18 protein-coding genes and 1 tRNA gene are annotated in these 17,717 nt (G+C 70.5%); 11 read left to right on the forward strand and 8 right to left on the reverse strand.

Going from position 1 to position 17,717, the window contains the following annotated elements; all coding sequences use genetic code 11:
• The 3 genes from CLV54_RS15300 to CLV54_RS15310 all read left to right on the forward strand — a co-directional run bounded on the left by CLV54_RS15300 (nucleotide 1) and on the right by CLV54_RS15310 (nucleotide 2,755).
• A complete protein-coding gene (locus CLV54_RS15300) occupies nucleotides 1-765 on the forward strand; it encodes an alpha/beta fold hydrolase (protein WP_157803014.1) in 765 nt (254 codons plus the stop codon).
• Nucleotides 766-1,183: 418 nt separating this feature from the next.
• The gene (locus tag CLV54_RS15305; protein ID WP_245861767.1) at nucleotides 1,184-2,197 is read left to right on the forward strand and encodes an NADP-dependent oxidoreductase; all 1,014 of its coding nucleotides are present in this window, start codon (nucleotides 1,184-1,186) and stop codon (nucleotides 2,195-2,197) included.
• Between the two features lie 54 nt (nucleotides 2,198-2,251).
• Complete coding sequence (locus CLV54_RS15310) at nucleotides 2,252-2,755, forward strand: phosphoribosyltransferase (protein ID WP_100345838.1); 504 nt, start codon at nucleotides 2,252-2,254, stop codon at nucleotides 2,753-2,755.
• 86 nt (nucleotides 2,756-2,841) lie between these two features.
• Here the strand turns inward: CLV54_RS15310 and CLV54_RS15315 are convergent, their stop codons facing one another.
• Both CLV54_RS15315 and CLV54_RS15320 read right to left on the reverse strand, forming a co-directional pair.
• Nucleotides 2,842-3,543 (reverse strand): hypothetical protein, encoded by a 702-nt coding sequence (locus CLV54_RS15315; RefSeq protein ID WP_100345839.1) that lies wholly within the window; start codon nucleotides 3,541-3,543, stop codon nucleotides 2,842-2,844.
• 131 nt (nucleotides 3,544-3,674) lie between these two features.
• Entirely contained in the window at nucleotides 3,675-4,211 is a 537-nt protein-coding gene (locus CLV54_RS15320; protein WP_100345840.1) for a GNAT family N-acetyltransferase, read from the reverse strand.
• Between the two features lie 181 nt (nucleotides 4,212-4,392).
• On the opposite strand from CLV54_RS15320, the gene CLV54_RS15325 reads away from it, so the two are divergent.
• Together CLV54_RS15325 and CLV54_RS15330 are read left to right on the forward strand one after the other, a co-directional pair.
• Nucleotides 4,393-5,814 (forward strand): sensor histidine kinase, encoded by a 1,422-nt coding sequence (locus CLV54_RS15325; protein WP_157803015.1) that lies wholly within the window; start codon nucleotides 4,393-4,395, stop codon nucleotides 5,812-5,814.
• Nucleotides 5,811-6,494 carry a response regulator gene (locus CLV54_RS15330; RefSeq protein WP_100345842.1) on the forward strand — a complete coding sequence of 228 codons (684 nt, stop codon included), beginning with the start codon at nucleotides 5,811-5,813 and terminating at the stop codon, nucleotides 6,492-6,494. Before CLV54_RS15325 ends, CLV54_RS15330 begins: the two co-directional genes overlap by 4 nt.
• Here CLV54_RS15330 and CLV54_RS15335 read toward each other — a convergent pair.
• The 6 genes from CLV54_RS15335 to CLV54_RS15360 form a co-directional block, all read right to left on the reverse strand.
• On the reverse strand, nucleotides 6,460-7,884 hold the full coding sequence (locus CLV54_RS15335; RefSeq protein WP_100345843.1) for an acyltransferase family protein: 1,425 nt from the start codon (nucleotides 7,882-7,884) through the stop codon (nucleotides 6,460-6,462). The genes CLV54_RS15330 and CLV54_RS15335 overlap by 35 nt on opposite strands.
• A gap of 299 nt (nucleotides 7,885-8,183) precedes the next feature.
• Nucleotides 8,184-8,870: a 50S ribosomal protein L1 gene (gene rplA, locus CLV54_RS15340; protein WP_100345844.1), complete on the reverse strand. Its 687-nt coding sequence runs from the start codon at nucleotides 8,868-8,870 to the stop codon at nucleotides 8,184-8,186.
• 102 nt (nucleotides 8,871-8,972) lie between these two features.
• On the reverse strand, nucleotides 8,973-9,404 hold the full coding sequence (gene rplK / locus CLV54_RS15345) for a 50S ribosomal protein L11 (RefSeq protein WP_100345845.1): 432 nt from the start codon (nucleotides 9,402-9,404) through the stop codon (nucleotides 8,973-8,975).
• A gap of 90 nt (nucleotides 9,405-9,494) precedes the next feature.
• A complete protein-coding gene (gene nusG / locus CLV54_RS15350; RefSeq protein ID WP_100345846.1) occupies nucleotides 9,495-10,577 on the reverse strand; it encodes a transcription termination/antitermination protein NusG in 1,083 nt (360 codons plus the stop codon).
• An 81-nt stretch (nucleotides 10,578-10,658) separates the two neighbouring features.
• Nucleotides 10,659-10,940: a preprotein translocase subunit SecE gene (gene secE / locus CLV54_RS15355; RefSeq protein WP_100345847.1), complete on the reverse strand. Its 282-nt coding sequence runs from the start codon at nucleotides 10,938-10,940 to the stop codon at nucleotides 10,659-10,661.
• 42 nt (nucleotides 10,941-10,982) lie between these two features.
• A tRNA-Trp gene (locus CLV54_RS15360) sits at nucleotides 10,983-11,055 on the reverse strand.
• A gap of 270 nt (nucleotides 11,056-11,325) precedes the next feature.
• Between CLV54_RS15360 and CLV54_RS15365 the strand changes: the two genes are divergently transcribed.
• The 6 genes from CLV54_RS15365 to CLV54_RS15395 all read left to right on the forward strand — a co-directional run bounded on the left by CLV54_RS15365 (nucleotide 11,326) and on the right by CLV54_RS15395 (nucleotide 17,645).
• A complete protein-coding gene (locus tag CLV54_RS15365) occupies nucleotides 11,326-12,531 on the forward strand; it encodes a pyridoxal phosphate-dependent aminotransferase (protein WP_425430289.1) in 1,206 nt (401 codons plus the stop codon).
• Between the two features lie 424 nt (nucleotides 12,532-12,955).
• Entirely contained in the window at nucleotides 12,956-13,576 is a 621-nt protein-coding gene (locus CLV54_RS15375) for a PDDEXK family nuclease (RefSeq protein ID WP_157803016.1), read from the forward strand.
• A 120-nt stretch (nucleotides 13,577-13,696) separates the two neighbouring features.
• Nucleotides 13,697-14,692, forward strand: coding sequence for an ABC transporter ATP-binding protein (locus tag CLV54_RS15380; RefSeq protein ID WP_100345851.1), 996 nt, complete (start codon nucleotides 13,697-13,699; stop codon nucleotides 14,690-14,692).
• Nucleotides 14,689-15,552 carry an ABC transporter permease gene (locus tag CLV54_RS15385; protein ID WP_100345852.1) on the forward strand — a complete coding sequence of 288 codons (864 nt, stop codon included), beginning with the start codon at nucleotides 14,689-14,691 and terminating at the stop codon, nucleotides 15,550-15,552. Before CLV54_RS15380 ends, CLV54_RS15385 begins: the two co-directional genes overlap by 4 nt.
• A gap of 96 nt (nucleotides 15,553-15,648) precedes the next feature.
• Nucleotides 15,649-17,016 (forward strand): sensor histidine kinase, encoded by a 1,368-nt coding sequence (locus CLV54_RS15390; protein WP_100345853.1) that lies wholly within the window; start codon nucleotides 15,649-15,651, stop codon nucleotides 17,014-17,016.
• Complete coding sequence (locus CLV54_RS15395) at nucleotides 17,013-17,645, forward strand: response regulator (protein WP_100345854.1); 633 nt, start codon at nucleotides 17,013-17,015, stop codon at nucleotides 17,643-17,645. Before CLV54_RS15390 ends, CLV54_RS15395 begins: the two co-directional genes overlap by 4 nt.
• The last annotated feature ends 72 nt before the right edge of the window (nucleotides 17,646-17,717 follow it).

Raw genomic sequence — 17,717 nt, forward strand, 5'->3', positions numbered from 1 at the left:
GTGGCGGTCGCCTTGCTCCACGGCCTGGGCAACGACCGCTCACAGCTGCCCGCGCTGCTCGGCAGCACGATCCCCGCGTCGCAGACGGTCGTCGCGCCGGATGTGCGCGCCCACGGCGCCTCCCCGCTTCTGGGCGAGCCGCGGGACTTCCGCCTCGACGCCCTCGCCGCAGAGCTCGCCGAGCAGATCCGCGAGGGTCTCGCCGGCGACACCTCGCCGATCATCCTGATCGGCGTGTCGATGGGCGCGGCGCTGGCCCTGCGCATCGTGCTCGACGCGACGCTGCCCGTCGAGCGGGCCGTGTTCATCCGCCCGGCCTTCACGAGCGAGTCGCTGCCGCGCAATCTGCGGGCCTTCCCGGTGATCGGCGAGCTGCTCGCCGAGCTCGGGCCGGCGCGGGGCGAGGAGGTGTTCCGTTCGAGCGAGCTCTTCCGCGGCATCCGCGAGCAGTCGCCGGCGGGGGCTGCCGCCGTGCTCGCACAGTTCCGAACCCCGGATGCCGCGGCTCGCGCCATCCGCCTCGTCGAGGTTCCGCGCAACGTCGCCTACCGCGACCCCTCCGAGCTCGCCGCGGTGACCGTTCCCGCAGCCGTCGTCTCGGCGCAGCGCGACCCCGTGCACCCGGAGGCGATCGCCCACGAGTGGCACGGCGCTCTGCCCGAGGCGCGGCTGTTCACGATCCCCCCGCGCGACGACGGGGCGCGGGCGCAGGCCGCGGAGTGCCGCAGGGCCGTCGCCTCATGGTTGGGCTGGGCCCGTGGATGAAGCAGACCTGTGGATGAAGCAGACCTGTGGATGAAGCCGAACCTGTGGATGAAACTGTGGAGAATTGGGGAGAAACTCGGCGAATCGGTGGATAAGCGAGCCCTGCCTGTGCGAATCAGGGCATCTTGAGTTGAGATAAATCGTCTTCGATCAGGTATTTGACCTGAAAGCCCTCTCGATGGCCAGGACGCTCCCCGTCGCGACGACCGTTATCCACCGTCGAACGGCATGTGTATAGCCGTGTAGAGAACTCGCCGCGGCCATCCCGATCCGCCGGCCGATGGTCACGAAGAGGTAACTTTTATTGACGCCCCCGTAACACCGGTGACTCATTGACTGGGTTGACTGATGAGGGAGCACCGGGGGTCGCACGCGCGAAGCCGCAGCGATGCCCGACGAACCAGCGGAAGGCCGAACGATGAAGCAGAGCACCGCAGACTCCCAGCACAACGCAGTCCCATCGGCCCAACAGCTCCCGTCTCTTATGCGGGCGATGGTCATCGACGCGCCCGGCGGCCCCGACGCCCTGCATCTCGCCGAGGTGCCGACCCCGCAGCGCGTGAATGCCGAGCTGCTCATCAAGGTCGTCGCCGCCGGCATCAACCCCATCGACGCGAAGACCCGCGCAGGCGCCGGCGTCGCCTCCGCCCTGCCCTCGTTCCCGGCCGTGCTCGGCAACGACTTCAGCGGCATCGTCGTGCAATCGCCCTACGAGTCGCATCCCCTGCAACCGGGCGACGAGGTCTACGGCATGGCCATGGTGCCGAGGATCTCGGGCAGCTACGCCGAGTACGTCTCGGTGCCGAGCCTGAGCGTCGCACGCAAGCCCGGCAAGCTCTCGCACGTCGAGGCGGCCGGCGTGCCGCTCGCGGCCCTCACCGCCTGGGGCATGGTCGTCGAGGTCGCCCGCGCCCACGAAGGCCAGCGCATCCTCATCCACGCCGGTGGAGGGGGCGTCGGGCATTTCGCCGTTCAGTTCGCCGCCTACTTCGGCGCCCACGTCATCGCGACCGGCTCGAGCCGCAACGTCGGCTGGCTGCACGAGCTCGGGGCCGCGCAGACCGTCGACTACACGACCACGCGGTTCGAGGATGCCGTGAGCGAGGTCGACGTCGTGATCGACCTCATCGGCAACGTGCACGACGACACCGGCTCCCGCTCGCTCACCGTGCTGCGGCCGGGCGGGCTCATCATCAACGCGCCCACGGGCAGCTGGCCGGGTTTCGCCGAGGCCGCCGCCGCCGCCGGGGTCCGCGGCACCGGCTACAAGGTGGCGCCCGACGGCACCACCCTCGCCGTCATCTCCCGCCTGCTCGAGTCGGGCGACGTGCGCGTCTTCGTCGACCAGGTCTTCGAGCTCACGGATGCCGCGGCCGCCCATCGCGCGCTCGAGGAGGGCCACACCCGCGGCAAGATCGTGCTGACCCTGTGAGCGGGCGACGGGAACCGGGTCACGGCGGCCCGGCCGCGCAAATAGCATGGATGCATGACTGACGCCGTGACATCCGCCGAGACACCGGCCCGCGAGATCCTCGCCTGGGACGACTTCGCCACCGCCTCGCGCGACCTCGCCCGCACGGTGCTCGCGAGCGGCTTCGCGCCCGACGTCGTGATCGCCATCGCCCGCGGGGGCCTGCTGCTCGCGGGGGCGATCTCCTACGCTCTCGGCACGAAGAACTGCGGCAGCATCAACGTCGAGTTCTACACCGGGGTCGACGAACGCCTGCCCGAGCCCGTGCTCTCGGCGCCGATGCTCGACGCCCCGGCGCTCGCAGGCAAGCGCGTGCTCATCGTCGACGATGTCTCCGATTCCGGCGAGACCCTCGCCCTCGTCGTGCGCCTGCTGCGCGAGAGCGCCGACGAGGTGCGCACGGCGACGCTGTACACGAAGCCGCGCACGATCCTCGTTCCCGACTTCACCTGGCGCACGACCGACCGCTGGATCGTCTTCCCCTGGTCGGCTCAGCCGCCCGTCTCGGCGGGCGGCTGAGCGCGGCGCTCACGCCTCCGGCTCAGCCACGCCTCCCGTCCAGCGCGCCCCCCGTCCAGCGCGCCTCCCGTCCAGCGCGCCTCGGCTCAGCGTTTCGCGGCGACCGGGCGCTTGGGCGTCGGGTGCCCCTTGCCGGCCGGGCGGCCCGCAGCCGCAGCGCGTTTGGCGCTCCGGGGGTTCGCCGCGACGGCCCGCTCCGCCGCCTCGCGCGCGGCGGTGCGACGGCGTACGACCATCACGACGACGACGCTGCCCAGCGCGACCACGACGGCGGCGATGCCGATCCACAGCCAGCCCGTGAAGCCGGTGCGACCGGGGGCGGCGGGCGCGGCGGCGTCGACCGGGTCGGCTGACCCCGCGGCATCCTCACCGGCTGCAGGAGGCGCCGGCGGAGGGGCGACGTCGATCCCCACGGTGGATGTCGCGGCGACCGGCACGGTCGACGCGACGGTCACACTCCAGCTGCCCTCGGTGAGGATGGGCTCCTCGGTCGTGTAGAGACCGATGCCCTCGTCGGACAGCACGAGGGGAACGGGGCCCACGGTCGTGCCCTCCTTCGAGACGGCCGTCGCGATGGGCACGAGCTCGGCGGAGTCGACGGCGTGCCCGTCTTTGATGTACTGCGCGTTCACCACGAGGCCGCCGACGCCGTCGCCCGCGATGCGGAACTCGATGGGGCCGCTGTGCGCAGCGGCCGGCGAGGCGACGGCCAGGACGGCGCCCAGCGCGAGTCCGATCGTGACCGCGAAGGCGGCGAAAGCGCGGGCGACCGCGGAACGTGCTGGCACGTGATCCTCCTCAGGGGCGACCGTCGTTGGTCATCCTCTTGAGCGATACTACGAGGCAGTTTTGTTGAGAGTCAATTCATATGGATGCACGATGCCGCCGAACTGGCCGAAGCCGTGCATTCCCTGAAGATTCAGTGAACGAGCGCCCGCTCCATCACGTGGTCGTCGTGCAGTTCGGGCCCGAGTTGGAAGGTTTTGCTGCCCACGACGGCAAATCCGCTCTTCTCGTAGAAACGGATCGCCTTCGCGTTCTGCTTGTTGACACCGAGCCACACACCGGCCGCTCCGCGCTCGGTCGCAGCGGCGAGCGTCTCGCTCATGAGCGGTGCCGCGATCCCGGCCCCGTGGTGCCGGGCGTGCACGTAGACCTTGCTGAGCTCGACGGTGGGCCGCAGGCTCAGCACGCTGTCGATGTCGGCGTGCGGGTCGGCGAAGACGAGCATCGTGTAGCCGCTGGCCTCGCCGCCGACATCCGCGAGCAGAACGCAGCGGCCCGCGTCGGCCAGGTACTCCTCGAAGCGGGCGGCCGAGAGGTTCTGCGCGATGAACTGCTCGATCGCCTCCGCAGCTGTTCCGGGCGGGCAGGCGAGGGCGAAGGTCACCGCGGCGAGCGCCGCGACGCGTTCGGCATCCGCGGGGGTCGCGACGGAGATGGTCGGGCTCGTCATGACTCCAGGATACCGAGAGCGGGGGCCGGATCGAGGCGCCCGACGAGCCGGATGCGCTCCAATCGGCCCGCTGAGCCTCTCAGGGCCGAACACCCCTCAGCACCGCTCAGGACCGCTCGAAGCCGCTCCTCTAGAGTGGACAGCCGGGGCGGGCACGACCCCGGAAAGGTAGGACGGCCGGATGGCGAGACGGGCACGAGCGAAGCCGGAGCGGGTGAGACCGGCGCGCGACGAGCCCCTGCGTGCCGAGAAGCCCGCGCGGACGACCCCGGCACCCACGAAGCCCGCGCGAGCCCGGAAGCCGCGAGGCCGCCTGCGCCGCTGGTTCCGCACCAACCGCCGGGTGCTGCTCGCGGGCCTCGTGGTGCTCGGCGCGATCGTGCTGCTCACCGTCGAGGCCCCGCTCGCCACGAGCGTCTACGGCGTTCCCGCCTACGCGGCCATCGCCCTCTCGCTCCTGCACACCGGCGCCCTGCCCCTCGCGCTCTGGCGTCCGAGGCTCGCCGCGGCCGTCGGCACCCTCGCCGCCCTCGCCCTGATCCTCCTCGGCACGGGCGCTGCGAGCGCCCCCTGGCCCTGGCCGGTCGCATCGATGATCGTGCAGACCGCGCTCATCGTGATCCTCGGCCTGCGCGCGCCCTGGCTCGCCGCCGTCGTCACCTGGCTCGCGGGCGTCGCCGTCGCGGGCGTCATCGCGAACCTGCTGCCCGGGGGCGCCGACCCGGGCGCCGTCCTCGCCGACGTCGTCGTCTTCACCGCCGTCACGGGCGCTGCGCTCGGTGTCGGAATCACCTTGCGTCTGCGGCAGAACATCCGCGCCCAACTCGTGCAGGAGCAGGAGCTCACCGCCGAGGAGCACGCCAAACGCCTCCTCGCCGAGGAGAAGACCCGCATCGCCCGCGAGCTCCACGACGTCATCGCCCACAGCATGTCGATGATCAACGTGCAGGCCTCGACGGCGGTGTACCGGCATCCCTCGGTCGATCCCGTGCTCGCCGCCGAATTCGACGACATCGCCGCGTCGTCGCGGCAGGCCCTGGCCGAGATGCGCGGGCTGCTGAACGTGCTGCGCGACGCCGAGTCGGCCGCGGAGCTCGCCCCGCAGCCCCGGCTCTCCGACATCCCGGGTCTCGTCGAGCGGGCCGAGCGCGCGGGAGTCACAGCGACCCTCGACTGGTCGGGCGAGCGAGACGACGAGGGGGTGAGCGAGGTCTCGGCCCTCACCGCCTACCGCATCGTGCAGGAGGCGCTCAGCAACGTCATCCGTCACGCTCCGGGGGCGGATGTCGCGATCCGCTGCGTTCGCGACGCGCACGACCTCAGCGTCTCGGTCTCGAACTCCGCACCGCCGCGGGGCGTCGGAACCGGCGCCGGGGCAGGGCCGATCGCGCCCGCGCCGGCCCGCACCGGCCACGGCCTGCGCGGCATGCGCGAACGCGCCGCAAGCGTGGGAGGCACCGTGAGCTACGGGCCCGCACCCGACGGAGGGTTCGAGGTGCACGCCGTCGTGCCGCTCCGGCCCGCGTCCGGCACCGCCGAGCAGCTCGGCGAGGCCGAGCAGATCCCACCACAGGAACCGACCGAGCAAGGAGCCCAGCCATGACGATCCGCATCGTGATCGCCGACGACCAGGCCATGGTGCGAGCGGGGTTCGCCGCCCTCCTCGACGCGCAACCCGACATGGAGGTCGTCGGCCAGGCGGCCGACGGGGCGCAGGGTGTCGAGCTCGCGCGGCGCACCTCACCCGACGTCGTGCTCATGGACGTGCGGATGCCGGTGCTCAACGGCATCGAGGCGACCCGCGAGCTGCTCGCCGCCCCCGCCGACCCGCCGCCCCGGGTGCTCATGCTCACGACCTTCGACATCGACGAGTACGTCTACGACGCGATCCGCGCCGGTGCGAGCGGCTTCCTGCTCAAAGACGCGCTGCCCGGCGACCTCATCGCCGCCGTGCGGGTGATCGCGCAGGGCGACGCCCTGCTCGCCCCGAGCGTCACGCGCAGGCTCATCGAGCAGTTCGCCCACAGCGGCGCGCCCCGCCAGACCTCCTCCGCCGCGCTCGAGCGCCTCACCGAGCGGGAGCGCGACGTGCTGCTGCTCGTCGCCCGCGGCCGGCCGAACCACGAGATCGCCACCGAGCTGTTCATCGCGGAGCAGACAGTGAAGACCCACGTGAGCCGCATCCTGGCCAAGCTCGAGATCAGCAACCGCGCCCAGGCGGTCGTCGCGGCCTACGAGTCGGGGCTCGTCACCCCCGGGGGCTCCGCGGACCAGCCGCGCTGAGGCGGCGCGAGCGCGCACCCGCCGACAGCCACAGGGCCACCGCGAAGGCGGTGGTCGCGACGGCGGCGGAGACCACGGTGAAGCCGCCGACGAGCACGGTCACGACCCCGGCCGTCGCGCAGACGACGCTCAACGCGGCGCGCGGTGCGGAGATCGGGCCCGCCGTGCGGCCCGTGAACGAAGCGGGGCCCCGCTCGAGACGCCCGAGCCATGCGGCGACCGGCACGAGGGCGACGAGGATCGCGCCCAGCCACAGCCTCCGCGACATCCACCAGCCGGCGCTCGTGGGCTCCGGCCACGGCGCGCCCGTCACGAGCAGCGCGGCCGCGACGAGCACGAGAACGGGCATGTGCCACAGGTACACGGTCATCGAGCGGGCGCCGATCGCATCGACCGTGCGACGCAGGATGCCGTTGCCGTCGTCGCGCATCCAGCGCTCGAGGCGCGGGGCGAGGAGGGCGAGGAGGCACAGCTGCGCGCCGCCGAGCAGCAGCAGTGCGGCGGTCGGCGGGTTCAGGTTCACGAGCATGTCGGCGGAGTAGATCCGGCTCGCCGTCAGGAAGAGCAGCACGCCGAGGCAGGCGGCCACGCCGAACCGCAGCTCACCGCGACTGCGGTTCGCGAACCAGCCGTCGGCGTACCAGAAGCCCGCCTGCTGGATCGCGAGCCACACGAAGGCGAGGTTGAGGAACCCCAGGCCGTCGACGCCCGTGCGATCGCGCAGGATGTCGACGGCGACCACGGCGACCACGAGCAGCAGCAGGGTGCGCACCGGCATCCGCTCGTGCGCGCGGGCGAGGAGGGGCACCAGTGCTGCGGCGCCCAGGTAGACGCCGAGGAACCACATCGGCTGCGCCATCCGGAAGCCCAGCTCGCCGAGCAGCTCGGACGGCACACCGGCGATCGCGGCGATCGACAGGCCCAGGCCGATCGTGCCGAAGGCGAGAAGGGCCGGGAAGACGAGACGGTCGACGCGTCCGCGCACGAACTCCGCCGCGCTCGCGCCCCGCTCTCGCATCCGGCGCCACTGGGTGAGGCCGCTGAAACCGCCGACCACGAAGAAGAGCGGCATGATCTGCACGAGCCAGGAGACGGGCGCGAACCAGGCCCGGCCCTCGAAGGCGTTCACGATGCGCACCTCGCCCGTCTCGACCCCGATGCCGGCCATGAGGCCGTGCAGCAGCACGACGACCACGAGGCAGAAGGCCCGCACGAGGTCGATGACGCGGTCACGTTCCGCCGGGCGCGGGGCGGGGCCGCCGCGGGCTTCTGCGCCCTCCCCCGGAACGGCGCGTGCTGCCGGGACGGTGGGGTCGACCGCACGGGGGGCGGTGCGGGCATCCGGAATCGCGGGCGGAGCCGAGGGGAACGGCGGGGCGGAGAGGGTCATGCGGATGCTCCAGGGTCGAGGGGCGACGAGTCCTTCCGAGCGTAGAAAAACGGCCCCCGCTCCCGCGTCCCTCTGCGGAGCGCTCTCTCACCCCTACCCCGGTATCACCCCACCCAAATGCAGGGCCCTCTCCGGTCGGAGGGCACATCGAGGGGCTGTCCGAAGGGATGCCGGAAGATCTCCTGCATTCGGGTCATGCCGACACCTGCTCACACCGGCCCACACCGCCCCGCACGCAAAAGGGCCCGCCGAAGCGGGCCCTTTCACACACTCCAGCAGAGCCGGAGATCCAGCCGAGGCTAGATGGAGTTGACGTCGAGCGGGATGCCCGGGCCGAAGGTCGTCGAGACGGCGCCCTTCGTGATGTAGCGGCCCTTCGATGACGACGGCTTGAGACGCACGACCTCGTCGAGGGCGGCCTTGATGTTCTCGTCGAGCTGCTCGGCGGTGAAGCCCGCCTTGCCGACGACGAAGTGCACGTTGGAGTGCTTGTCGACGCGGAACTCGATCTTTCCGCCCTTGATGTCGGAGACGGCCTTCGCCACATCGGGCGTCACCGTTCCGGTCTTGGGGTTCGGCATGAGGCCACGCGGGCCGAGGACCTTACCGAGACGACCGACCTTGCCCATGAGCTCGGGGGTCGAGACAGCCGAGTCGAAGGAGGTGTAGCCGCCGGCGACCTTCTCGATGAGCTCGTCGCCACCGACCTCGTCGGCGCCGGCTGCGATGGCGGCCTCGGCCGCGGGGCCCGTCGCGAACACGATGACGCGGGCGGTCTTGCCCGTGCCGTGCGGAAGGATGACGGTTCCACGAACCATCTGGTCGGCCTTGCGGGGGTCGACGCCGAGCTTGAGCGCGACCTCGACGGTCGAATCGAACTTCTTCGACCCGGTCTCCCTGGCGAGGGCGACGGCCTCGCTCGGAGTGTAGTAACGGTCGGCCTCGATCTTCTCGGCCGCTGCCAAGTATGCCTTGGACTTTGCCATGGTGTTTCTCCTAAGTCTTACGCGGCGGATGCCGCGACTCTAAGTTGTGGTGTGTGCTGAGCCTGGCCGGCTCTCCCACAGTGGTGCCCGTCGGGGCAGGTGTTACGCCTCGACCGTGATTCCCATGGAGCGGGCGGTGCCGGCGATGATCTTGCTCGCAGCGTCGATGTCGTTCGCGTTGAGGTCGGACATCTTCTGCTCGGCGATCGCGCGGACCTGCTCCTGCGTGAGCTTCGCAACCTTGACGGTGTGCGGGGTTCCCGAGCCCTTGGCGACGCCGGCAGCCTTCTTGATGAGCTCCGCCGCGGGCGGGGTCTTCAGGATGAAGGTGAACGAGCGGTCCTCGTACACGGTGATCTCGACGGGGATGACGTTTCCGCGCTGGGACTCCGTCGCCGCGTTGTAGGCCTTGCAGAACTCCATGATGTTCACGCCGTGCTGACCGAGCGCCGGGCCGATGGGCGGGGCGGGGTTGGCGGCGCCGGCGTTGATCTGAAGCTTGATCAGACCAGTTACCTTCTTCTTCGGTGCCATTCTTCTTTTCCTTTTCGGTGATCGAGCCTGCCGGGATTCCCGGCGAGGTTCTCCCGCGTCCCCGGCCGTTCCGAGGTGCGGTGGTGTGTGTTAGAGCTTGGTGACCTGGTCGAAGCTGAGCTCGACCGGGGTCTCGCGCTCGAAGAGGGAGACGAGCACCGTGAGCTTGCCGCTCTCGGGCTTGATCTCGCTGATCGAGCCGGGCAGGCCCGCGAACGAGCCTTCCTTGATCGTGATGGTCTCGCCGACCTCGAAGTCGATCTCGGCCGGGATGACGCGGGCCGCAGCCTTCGCGCCCTTGCCGCCGGGAGCCTTCGACGCCGGGACGTCCTTGATCTCGACGAGGCTCTTGAGCATCGAGAACGCCTCTTCGAAACGCAGGGGCGTCGGGTTGTGCGAGTTGCCGACGAAGCCGGTCACACCGGGGGTGTGGCGCACGACCGACCAGCTGTCCTCGTTGAGATCCATGCGCACGAGCACGTAGCCGGGGATGCGCACGCGGTTGACCATCTTGCGCTGGCCGTTCTTGATCTCGACGACGTCCTCCATCGGGACCTCGACCTGGAAGATGTAGTCCTCGGCCTCGAGCGACTGCTTGCGGTTCTCGATGTTCTGCTTCACCCGACGCTCGAAACCGGCGTAGGAGTGGATGACGTACCACTTGCCCGGCAGGGAGCGCAGCTCGGTGCGGAACTCGTCGTAGGGGTCTGCCTCGGTGTCGGCATCCGCGTCGTCGGAGTCGCCCGCGTCGCCCGACGAGCCGGAACCCTCGGAGATCTCGGCCTCGAACTCGCGCTCGAACGCGTCGGCGTAGGGCTCGACCTCGGGCTCCTCGCCCGCCTCGATGGCCTCGTCGACCTCCTCCTCGTCTTCGACGGCCTCGAACGCGGCCTCGGCCTCGTCGGCGGAGTCGATGTCGAGTGCGTCGTCGATGATGGCGTCGGCCTCGGGATCCGCGGAGTTCTCGATCGCGTCGAGCGCCGCCTCCAGGCTCGCCTCGATGCCGCCGTCGTCGGTGTCCTCACCGTCGACCACGTGCACCGCCCTCACCTCGGCAGCCTCGCTCGCCTCCTCGTCGGATTCGAGCACGTTGCCGGTCTGTGCCTCGTCGTCTTCCGACGACTGCTCGGCAGCAGTCGACCAGTCGACGTCACCGCGCTTTCTCTCAGCCACAAAAACTCATTTCATTTCGTTGTCGTGCAAGCCATCTCATGTGGCCACTTCTCTTCGCGGCCCGCGTCGCGGGCGCACGGGTCAACCCGCGGGGGTGCCGTTTCCGAAGACATATGTCACGACGAGCGCGAACACCCAGTCGAGCCCGGAGACCAGGGCCATCATGATGACGACGAAGATCAGCACGACGCCCGTGTAGCTCAGCAGCTCCTTGCGGGTCGGTGTGACGACCTTCTTGAGCTCACCGATGACCTGCCTGATGAACAGGGCAATTCGCGCGAAGGGTGAGCGCCTTGCCTCGCGCTCCCTCTTTGCGCTCGCGACGATTTCCTCACTCGGCTCGTCGATGATTTTCCTGGCCACCTCGTTACACCTTTCATAGGCCGACACTTCGATGCCGACTTGCAGGGCGGACAGGACTCGAACCTGCAACCTGCGGTTTTGGAGACCGCTGCTCTACCAATTGAGCCACCGCCCTAGGGGCTGAAACCACACGGCTTCGCTGCGCACAATCTCTACGGTCTACCGTGATGGCTTGCCTGAAAATAGGCGCAAAAAAGCATGGCAGATTTCAACTACCTCGACCAAGTGTAGGTCACCGGCTCCGAGCTGTAAAGCCGGGCCGTGCCGCCCCCTTGTCGAGGATCGTGCTGTCTAGCCGATGTGGATTTCACATGCCGACGACTGGATGCCGCGCGCACGGGTAACAGTCTACGGGGGTCGCGCGCCCTGGCCTATGCTCGTACTCGTGGCAGACGAACTCCCTCGCATCTCCGCGCGCGTAGGCGCGATCGCAGAGTCGGCGACCCTCAAGGTCGACGCGAAGGCCAAAGCGCTCAAGGCGCAGGGCAAGCAGATCATCTCGTATGCGGCCGGCGAGCCCGACTTCCCCACCCCCGAGCACATCCTGGATGCCGCGGCAGAAGCCGTGCGCGACCCGAGGAACCACCGCTACACCCCCGCCGCCGGGCTGCCCGAGCTGCGGGAGGCGATCGCCGCCAAGACGCTGCGCGACAGCGGACTCGAGGTAGCGGCATCCCGGGTCATCGTCACCAACGGCGGCAAGCAGGCCGTCTACCAGGCCTTCCAGACGCTGCTCGACGACGGCGACGAGGTTCTCGTTCCCACGCCGTACTGGACCACCTACCCCGAGGCGATCAAGCTCGCCGGCGGGGTGCAGGTCGATGTCTTCGCGGGCGCCGACCAGGACTACCTCGTGACGATCGAGCAGCTCGAGGCCGCGCTCACCCCGCGCAGCAAGGTGCTGCTGTTCGTCTCGCCCTCCAACCCGACCGGCGCCGTCTACTCCCCCGAGCAGACCCGCGCCATCGGCGAGTGGGCGCTCGAGCGCGGCCTGTGGGTCGTGACCGACGAGATCTACCAGAACCTCACCTACGACGGCGTGCGCGCCCTGTCGATCGTCGAGGCCGTTCCCGAGCTCGCCGACCGCAGCATCCTGGTCAACGGGGTCGCGAAGACCTACGCGATGACCGGATGGCGCGTGGGATGGATGGTCGGGCCGAGCGACGTCATCGCCGCCGCCGCCAACCTGCAGTCGCACCTCAGCTCGAACGTCTCGAACGTCTCGCAGCGGGCCGCGATCGCGGCGCTGACGGGCCCGCAGGAGTCGGCCGAGATCATGCGCGAGGCCTTCGACCGGCGCCGCAAGACGATCGTCGCCGAGCTCAACACGATCCCCGGCGTCGTGACGCCCACCCCGAAGGGCGCGTTCTACGTGTACCCCGACGTGCGCGGGCTGCTCGGGCGCACCTGGGGCGGCGTGACGCCGACGACCTCGCTCGAGCTCGCCGACCTCATCCTCGACCAGGCCGAGGTCGCGACCGTGCCCGGAGAGGCCTTCGGCCCCTCCGGCTACCTGCGCCTCTCCTACGCCCTCGGCGACGCCGACCTCCTCGAGGGCGTGCACCGTCTCCAGCGTCTCTTCCGCGAGTAGACGCGAATCGGGGGTATTTACGCCGAAACACCCCCGACTCGCGTCCACTCGACTCGGTGGGGTGGGGATAAGTTGAGGGAGGGGGTGCGGGTGGGGGCATGCTCGGTGCGTGAACTCACGACAACCACTGCCTCCGCAGCTCCAGGGACGCGCTTTCTCGGTCGGTGAGGCTCTGTCGCTCGGCGTGCACCCCGACCGGCTGCGAGCAAGCGACCTGGCGAAACCCTTCCACGGCGCACGTCTGCCTGCCGGCGTCGACGGCGGGACCGGGCATCTCTCCCTCTGTCGCGCCTACCTGCCGGCGCTTCCCCCGAACGGATACTTCAGTCATGCCTCGGCCGCCGCGATCATGGGCATACCTCTTCCTGCGCGAGTGGCTCGGAGCACCGTCATCCATGTCTCACTTCCGCCTGGTTCACGAGGTGTGCGAACTCGCGATGTGGCCGGCCATGTGCTCGACGCGGGCCCGCACGATCTGCGGATGTGGGGAGATCTGCCGCTCACCGGACCCGAACGGACCTGGTGCGACCTCGCGGGTGCGCTCTCCCTCCGACAGCTCGTCGCTGCGGGCGACCACCTCATCCACCACCGGCAGCCGCTCACGACGCCGCACGAACTGCGTGCCGCCGTCGATCGTTTCGCCGGGCACCGGGGCGTCCGCGCCCTGCGGGCCGCGCTGCCGCTGCTCAGCGACAGGGCTGAGTCGCCCGCGGAGTCGGAGCTGCGCGTCGTGCTCGCCCTCGCCGGCTTGCCGACGCCGCTGGTCAACCACGAGATCCGCACGAGGACGGGTCGGTTCATCGCGCGGGTCGACCTGCTCTTCCCCGAGAACCGCCTCGTGGTCGAGTACCAGGGCGATCATCACCGCACCGATCAGAAGCAATGGCGGCGTGACCTCGCCCGCGCAGCCGAGCTGGAGTCGGAACGGTACCGCGTGACCGAGGTCACGGCCGACGACCTCCGCTCCGAGCCGGCCCTGATCGCCCGCATCCGCCGCCTCCTCTCTTTCCCCGTCCCCCTGAGTCGACACGAATCGGGGGTGTAGAGGCTCCGGAACCCCCGATTCGCGTCCACTCAGGGGAAGGTTGGCATCCATCGAGTGGGGGATACGGGGGTCCGGCGGGAGAGGGTGGCCGGAGGACGGGACGGGTGGGAGGGTGGACGCATGACGACAGCAGAGACAGCATCGGAGACGGCAGCACCAGCGGCCGGCACGGCAGTGAGCGTGCGCGGACTGCAGAAGGCATACGGGCACGTCGAGGCGCTGAGGGGCGTGAGCTTCGACATCCGTCGCGGCGAGACCTTCGCACTGCTCGGCCCGAACGGCGCGGGCAAGAGCACCACGATCGAGATCCTCGAGGGCTATCGCGACCGCACGGGCGGCACCGCGAGCGTGCTCGGCGTCGACCCCCAGCACGGCGGCCTGCCCTGGAAGGCCCGGCTCGGCATCGTGCTGCAGAGCTCCGGCGAGTCGGGCCAGGTGACGGTGCGCGAACAGCTCAGCCACTTCGCGGCCATGTATCCGAACCCGCGCCCCGTCGACGAGGTGATCGACGCGGTCGGCCTCGGCGGCAAGGCGAAGGCCCGCATCAAGTCGCTCTCCGGGGGGCAGAGACGGCGAGTGGATGTCGCGCTCGGCGTCATCGGGCGCCCCGAGCTGCTCTTCCTCGACGAGCCCACCACGGGTTTCGACCCGGAGGCGCGGCACCAGTTCTGGGATCTCATCCGCTCGCTCAAAGCCGAGGGCACGACCATCCTGCTCACGACGCACTACCTCGACGAGGCCGCTCAGCTCGCCGACCGGGTCGCGGCCATCGCCGGCGGACGCCTCGTCGACATCGGCGGGGTCGACGAGATCGGCGGCGAGGAGGCGCGGGTTCCGCTCGTGCGCTGGCGCGACGGGCGCGGCCCCCACGAGGTGCGCACGACCGAGCCCGGCACGCTCGTCGCCTCGCTCACGCGCGACGGGGAGCCCCGTGAGCTCGAGGTCATCCGGCCGAGCCTCGAAGACATCTATCTCGAGCTCGTGCGCTCGGAGGAGCGGGCGGGCGCGGAGGCGGGCGGAGGCCCCGGCGCGCCAGGAGGCCCCGGCGCGCCAGCTCCCACGAGCCCGGCGCTCACAACCACGACGACCACGACCGACTCGGAGGCCCGCTCATGAGCACCACGACGACGACATCGGCACCCGCCGCCGCGCGGTTCTCCCCCGCGCGCACCCTCCGGCTCGGGCTCGCCCGCGTCGACTACGAGACACGTGTCTACTTCCGCCAGGGCGACCAGGTCTTCTTCACCTTCCTGTTCCCGGTCGTGATGCTCACGATCTTCTCGGTCGCCTTCAGCGGCATGGGCGATGTGGGAACGAACCCGGACGGCTCGGGCGGCGTGAGCCAGGCGGCGTACTACCTTCCCGGAATGGTCGCGGCCGGCATCCTGCTGAGCGGGGTGCAGAACCTCGCCGTCGACATCGCGACGGAGAAGGGCGACGGCACCCTCAAACGGCTCGGCGGCTCGCCCCTGCCGGTCATGAGCTATTTCATCGGCAAGATGGGGCAGGTGCTCGTCACGAGCATCCTGCAGATCGCGCTGCTGCTCGCCGTGGCGGGCCTCGCCTTCGGGGTCGCGCTGCCCACAGACCCGGGCGCCTGGGCGACCTTCGTCTGGGTCTACCTGCTGGGCATCGTCACCTCGGCCGTGCTCGGCATCGCGCTGAGCGCCCTGCCCCGCAGCGGCAAGAGCGCGACGGCCGTGATCATCCCGATCGTGCTCGTGCTGCAGTTCATCTCGGGCGTCTACATCAGCTTCACGACCCTGCCGGAGTGGCTGCAGAACGTCGCGAGCGTCTTCCCGCTCAAATGGCTCGCGCAGGGGATGCGCTCGGTCTTCCTGCCCGAGAGCTTCGCGGCCGTCGAGCCGGGCGGATCGTGGGATCTCGGCTGGGTCGCGATCATGCTCGCTATCTGGTGCGTGGCGGGGCTCGTCGTCTGCCGGGCGACCTTCCGCTGGATCCGCAAGGACTCGTGAGCGGATGCCGCGCGCCCTCGTCTCGGCTGACGCGGGCGCCGCGCGGGGCGGGAGCGACAGGGCGCAGAGGCGGGAGAGGGGTGGGAGAGTAAGACGATGAAGAGCCGCAGCTGGTGGGATCTCGCCGTCGGGGCGAGCACGCTCGTGCTCGCCGTCATCGTCGGGGTCGGCTACACGAACACTCCCGACGGCCGCTGGGGCGCGTGGGCCGTGCTCGCGGTCGTGGCCGTCTGCTATGCGAGCTTCGGACGCCGCGGCATCCCGGACGGCGACAGCCCCACGAACATCCCCTTCACGATCGTGCTCATCGCGGGCACGGCCCTCGGCGTCTACTTCACGCCCAACATGCTCACCTATCAGGTCATCGTGCTGCCCCTGCTCTGGTGCCTCGCGGGCAGCACGCGCAACGCGATCGTGCTCAACGCGATCGCGACGGCGCTCTTCGCCGTGGCCTTCGTGGCCGGGCAGGGCGGCGGCTGGGATCTCGTCGGCCAGGCCGTGTTCATCCAGGGCCTCTCCTTCGCCTTCAGCGCCGTGTTCGGCCTGTGGATCTCGAACGTCTACGACTACGGCGAGGAACGCGCCCGGCTGCTCGAGGAGCTGACCGCGGCGCAGGACGAGCTCGCCGCGCTGCACCGCGAGGCCGGGGCGGTCGGCGAGCGCGAGCGGCTCGCACGCGAGATCCACGACACGATCGCGCAGAGCCTCACGAGCATCGTTATGCTCGCGCAGCGCATGCGGGCATCGGCGGGCACTGGCACAGGCACGGACACGGACACAGGCGGACGCTCGATCGCAGACCCGGCGAACGCGGCGCCCACCGGCCGCGCGGCGCCGCTCGACACGAACCTCGAGCTCATCGAGTCGACGGCCCGCGACGCCCTCGCCGATGCGCGCGCCCTGGTCTCGACCCTCGCGCCCGTCGGATCGGGCGGGCTCGAGGCATCCCTCACCCGTCTCGCCCGCCGTTTCGAGCGCGAGACGGGCATCCGCGTCGCGAGCGCCGTCGAGGCGAACGGGCTGTCGCGCGAGCTCGAGGTCGTGCTGCTGCGCTGTGCCCAGGAGGGGCTCGCGAACATCCGCAAGCATTCGGGGGCGGATGCCGCATGGCTCACGGTCGAGCGCCGCGACGACGTCGTGCGCCTCACACTGCGCGACGACGGGGTGGGCATCGCCGAGGACGCGCTCGACGCCGACCGCGGCTTCGGGCTCGCCGGGATGCGCGAACGCCTCGCCCTCGTGGGCGGGGAGCTCGAGGTCGGGCCGGGGGCCGCCGCGCCCAGACCGGATGCCGCGAGCGCCGACCACGCGGCGGGCACAACGGGCATCGCGGGCACCGGCAGCACCGCCACCGATTCGCCCGCCTCCCCGCCGCGACCCGGGACAACCCTCGCCGTCACGATCCCCGCGACGCCCGCACGCACCACGACGCCCGTCAACACACCCGGGAAGGCATCCGCATGACCCCGATCCGCGTGATCGTCGCCGACGACCACCCCATCGTGCGCAGCGGCATCGTCGGCCTGCTCGCCTCCGCGAGCGACATCGAGGTCGTGGGCGAGGCCGCCGACGGGCTCGAGGCCGCCGAGCTCGCCGAGGCGCTGCGCCCCGACCTGGTGCTCATGGATCTCAGGATGCCGCGGCTCGACGGCGTGGCCGCGACCGCACGGCTCGCCCAGACCGCCCCGGCCACCCGGGTGCTGATCCTCACCACGTACGAGAGCGACGAGCACATCCTCGGCGCGATCGAGGCGGGCGCCAGCGGCTACCTGCTCAAGGCCGCTCCGGAGGACGAGATCCTCGCCGGCGTCCGCTCCGTCGCGGACGGGCAGACGGTGCTCGCCCCCGCGATCGCGGCGACCCTCGTGAACCGGATGCGGGCACCCGCCGCCGCGGAGCGCCCGGCGCTCAGCGCCCGGGAGCTCGACGTGCTGCGGCTCGTCGCGGAGGGCCTCAGCAACCCGCAGATCGGACGACGGCTGTTCATCGGCGAGGCGACCGTCAAGACGCACCTCATCCACGTCTTCGAGAAGCTCGGCGTGAGCGATCGCACCCGCGCCGTCACGCTCGCCCTCGAGCTCGGCATCCTCTAGCCGGCCCGCCAGGCCCGTCTCGCACTCACCCTCCGCTCCCTCTCCTTCCCCACTCAAAACGACGGAGATAAC

This window comes from Compostimonas suwonensis (assembly GCF_002797855.1).
GTDB classification, from domain to species: domain Bacteria; phylum Actinomycetota; class Actinomycetes; order Actinomycetales; family Microbacteriaceae; genus Compostimonas; species Compostimonas suwonensis.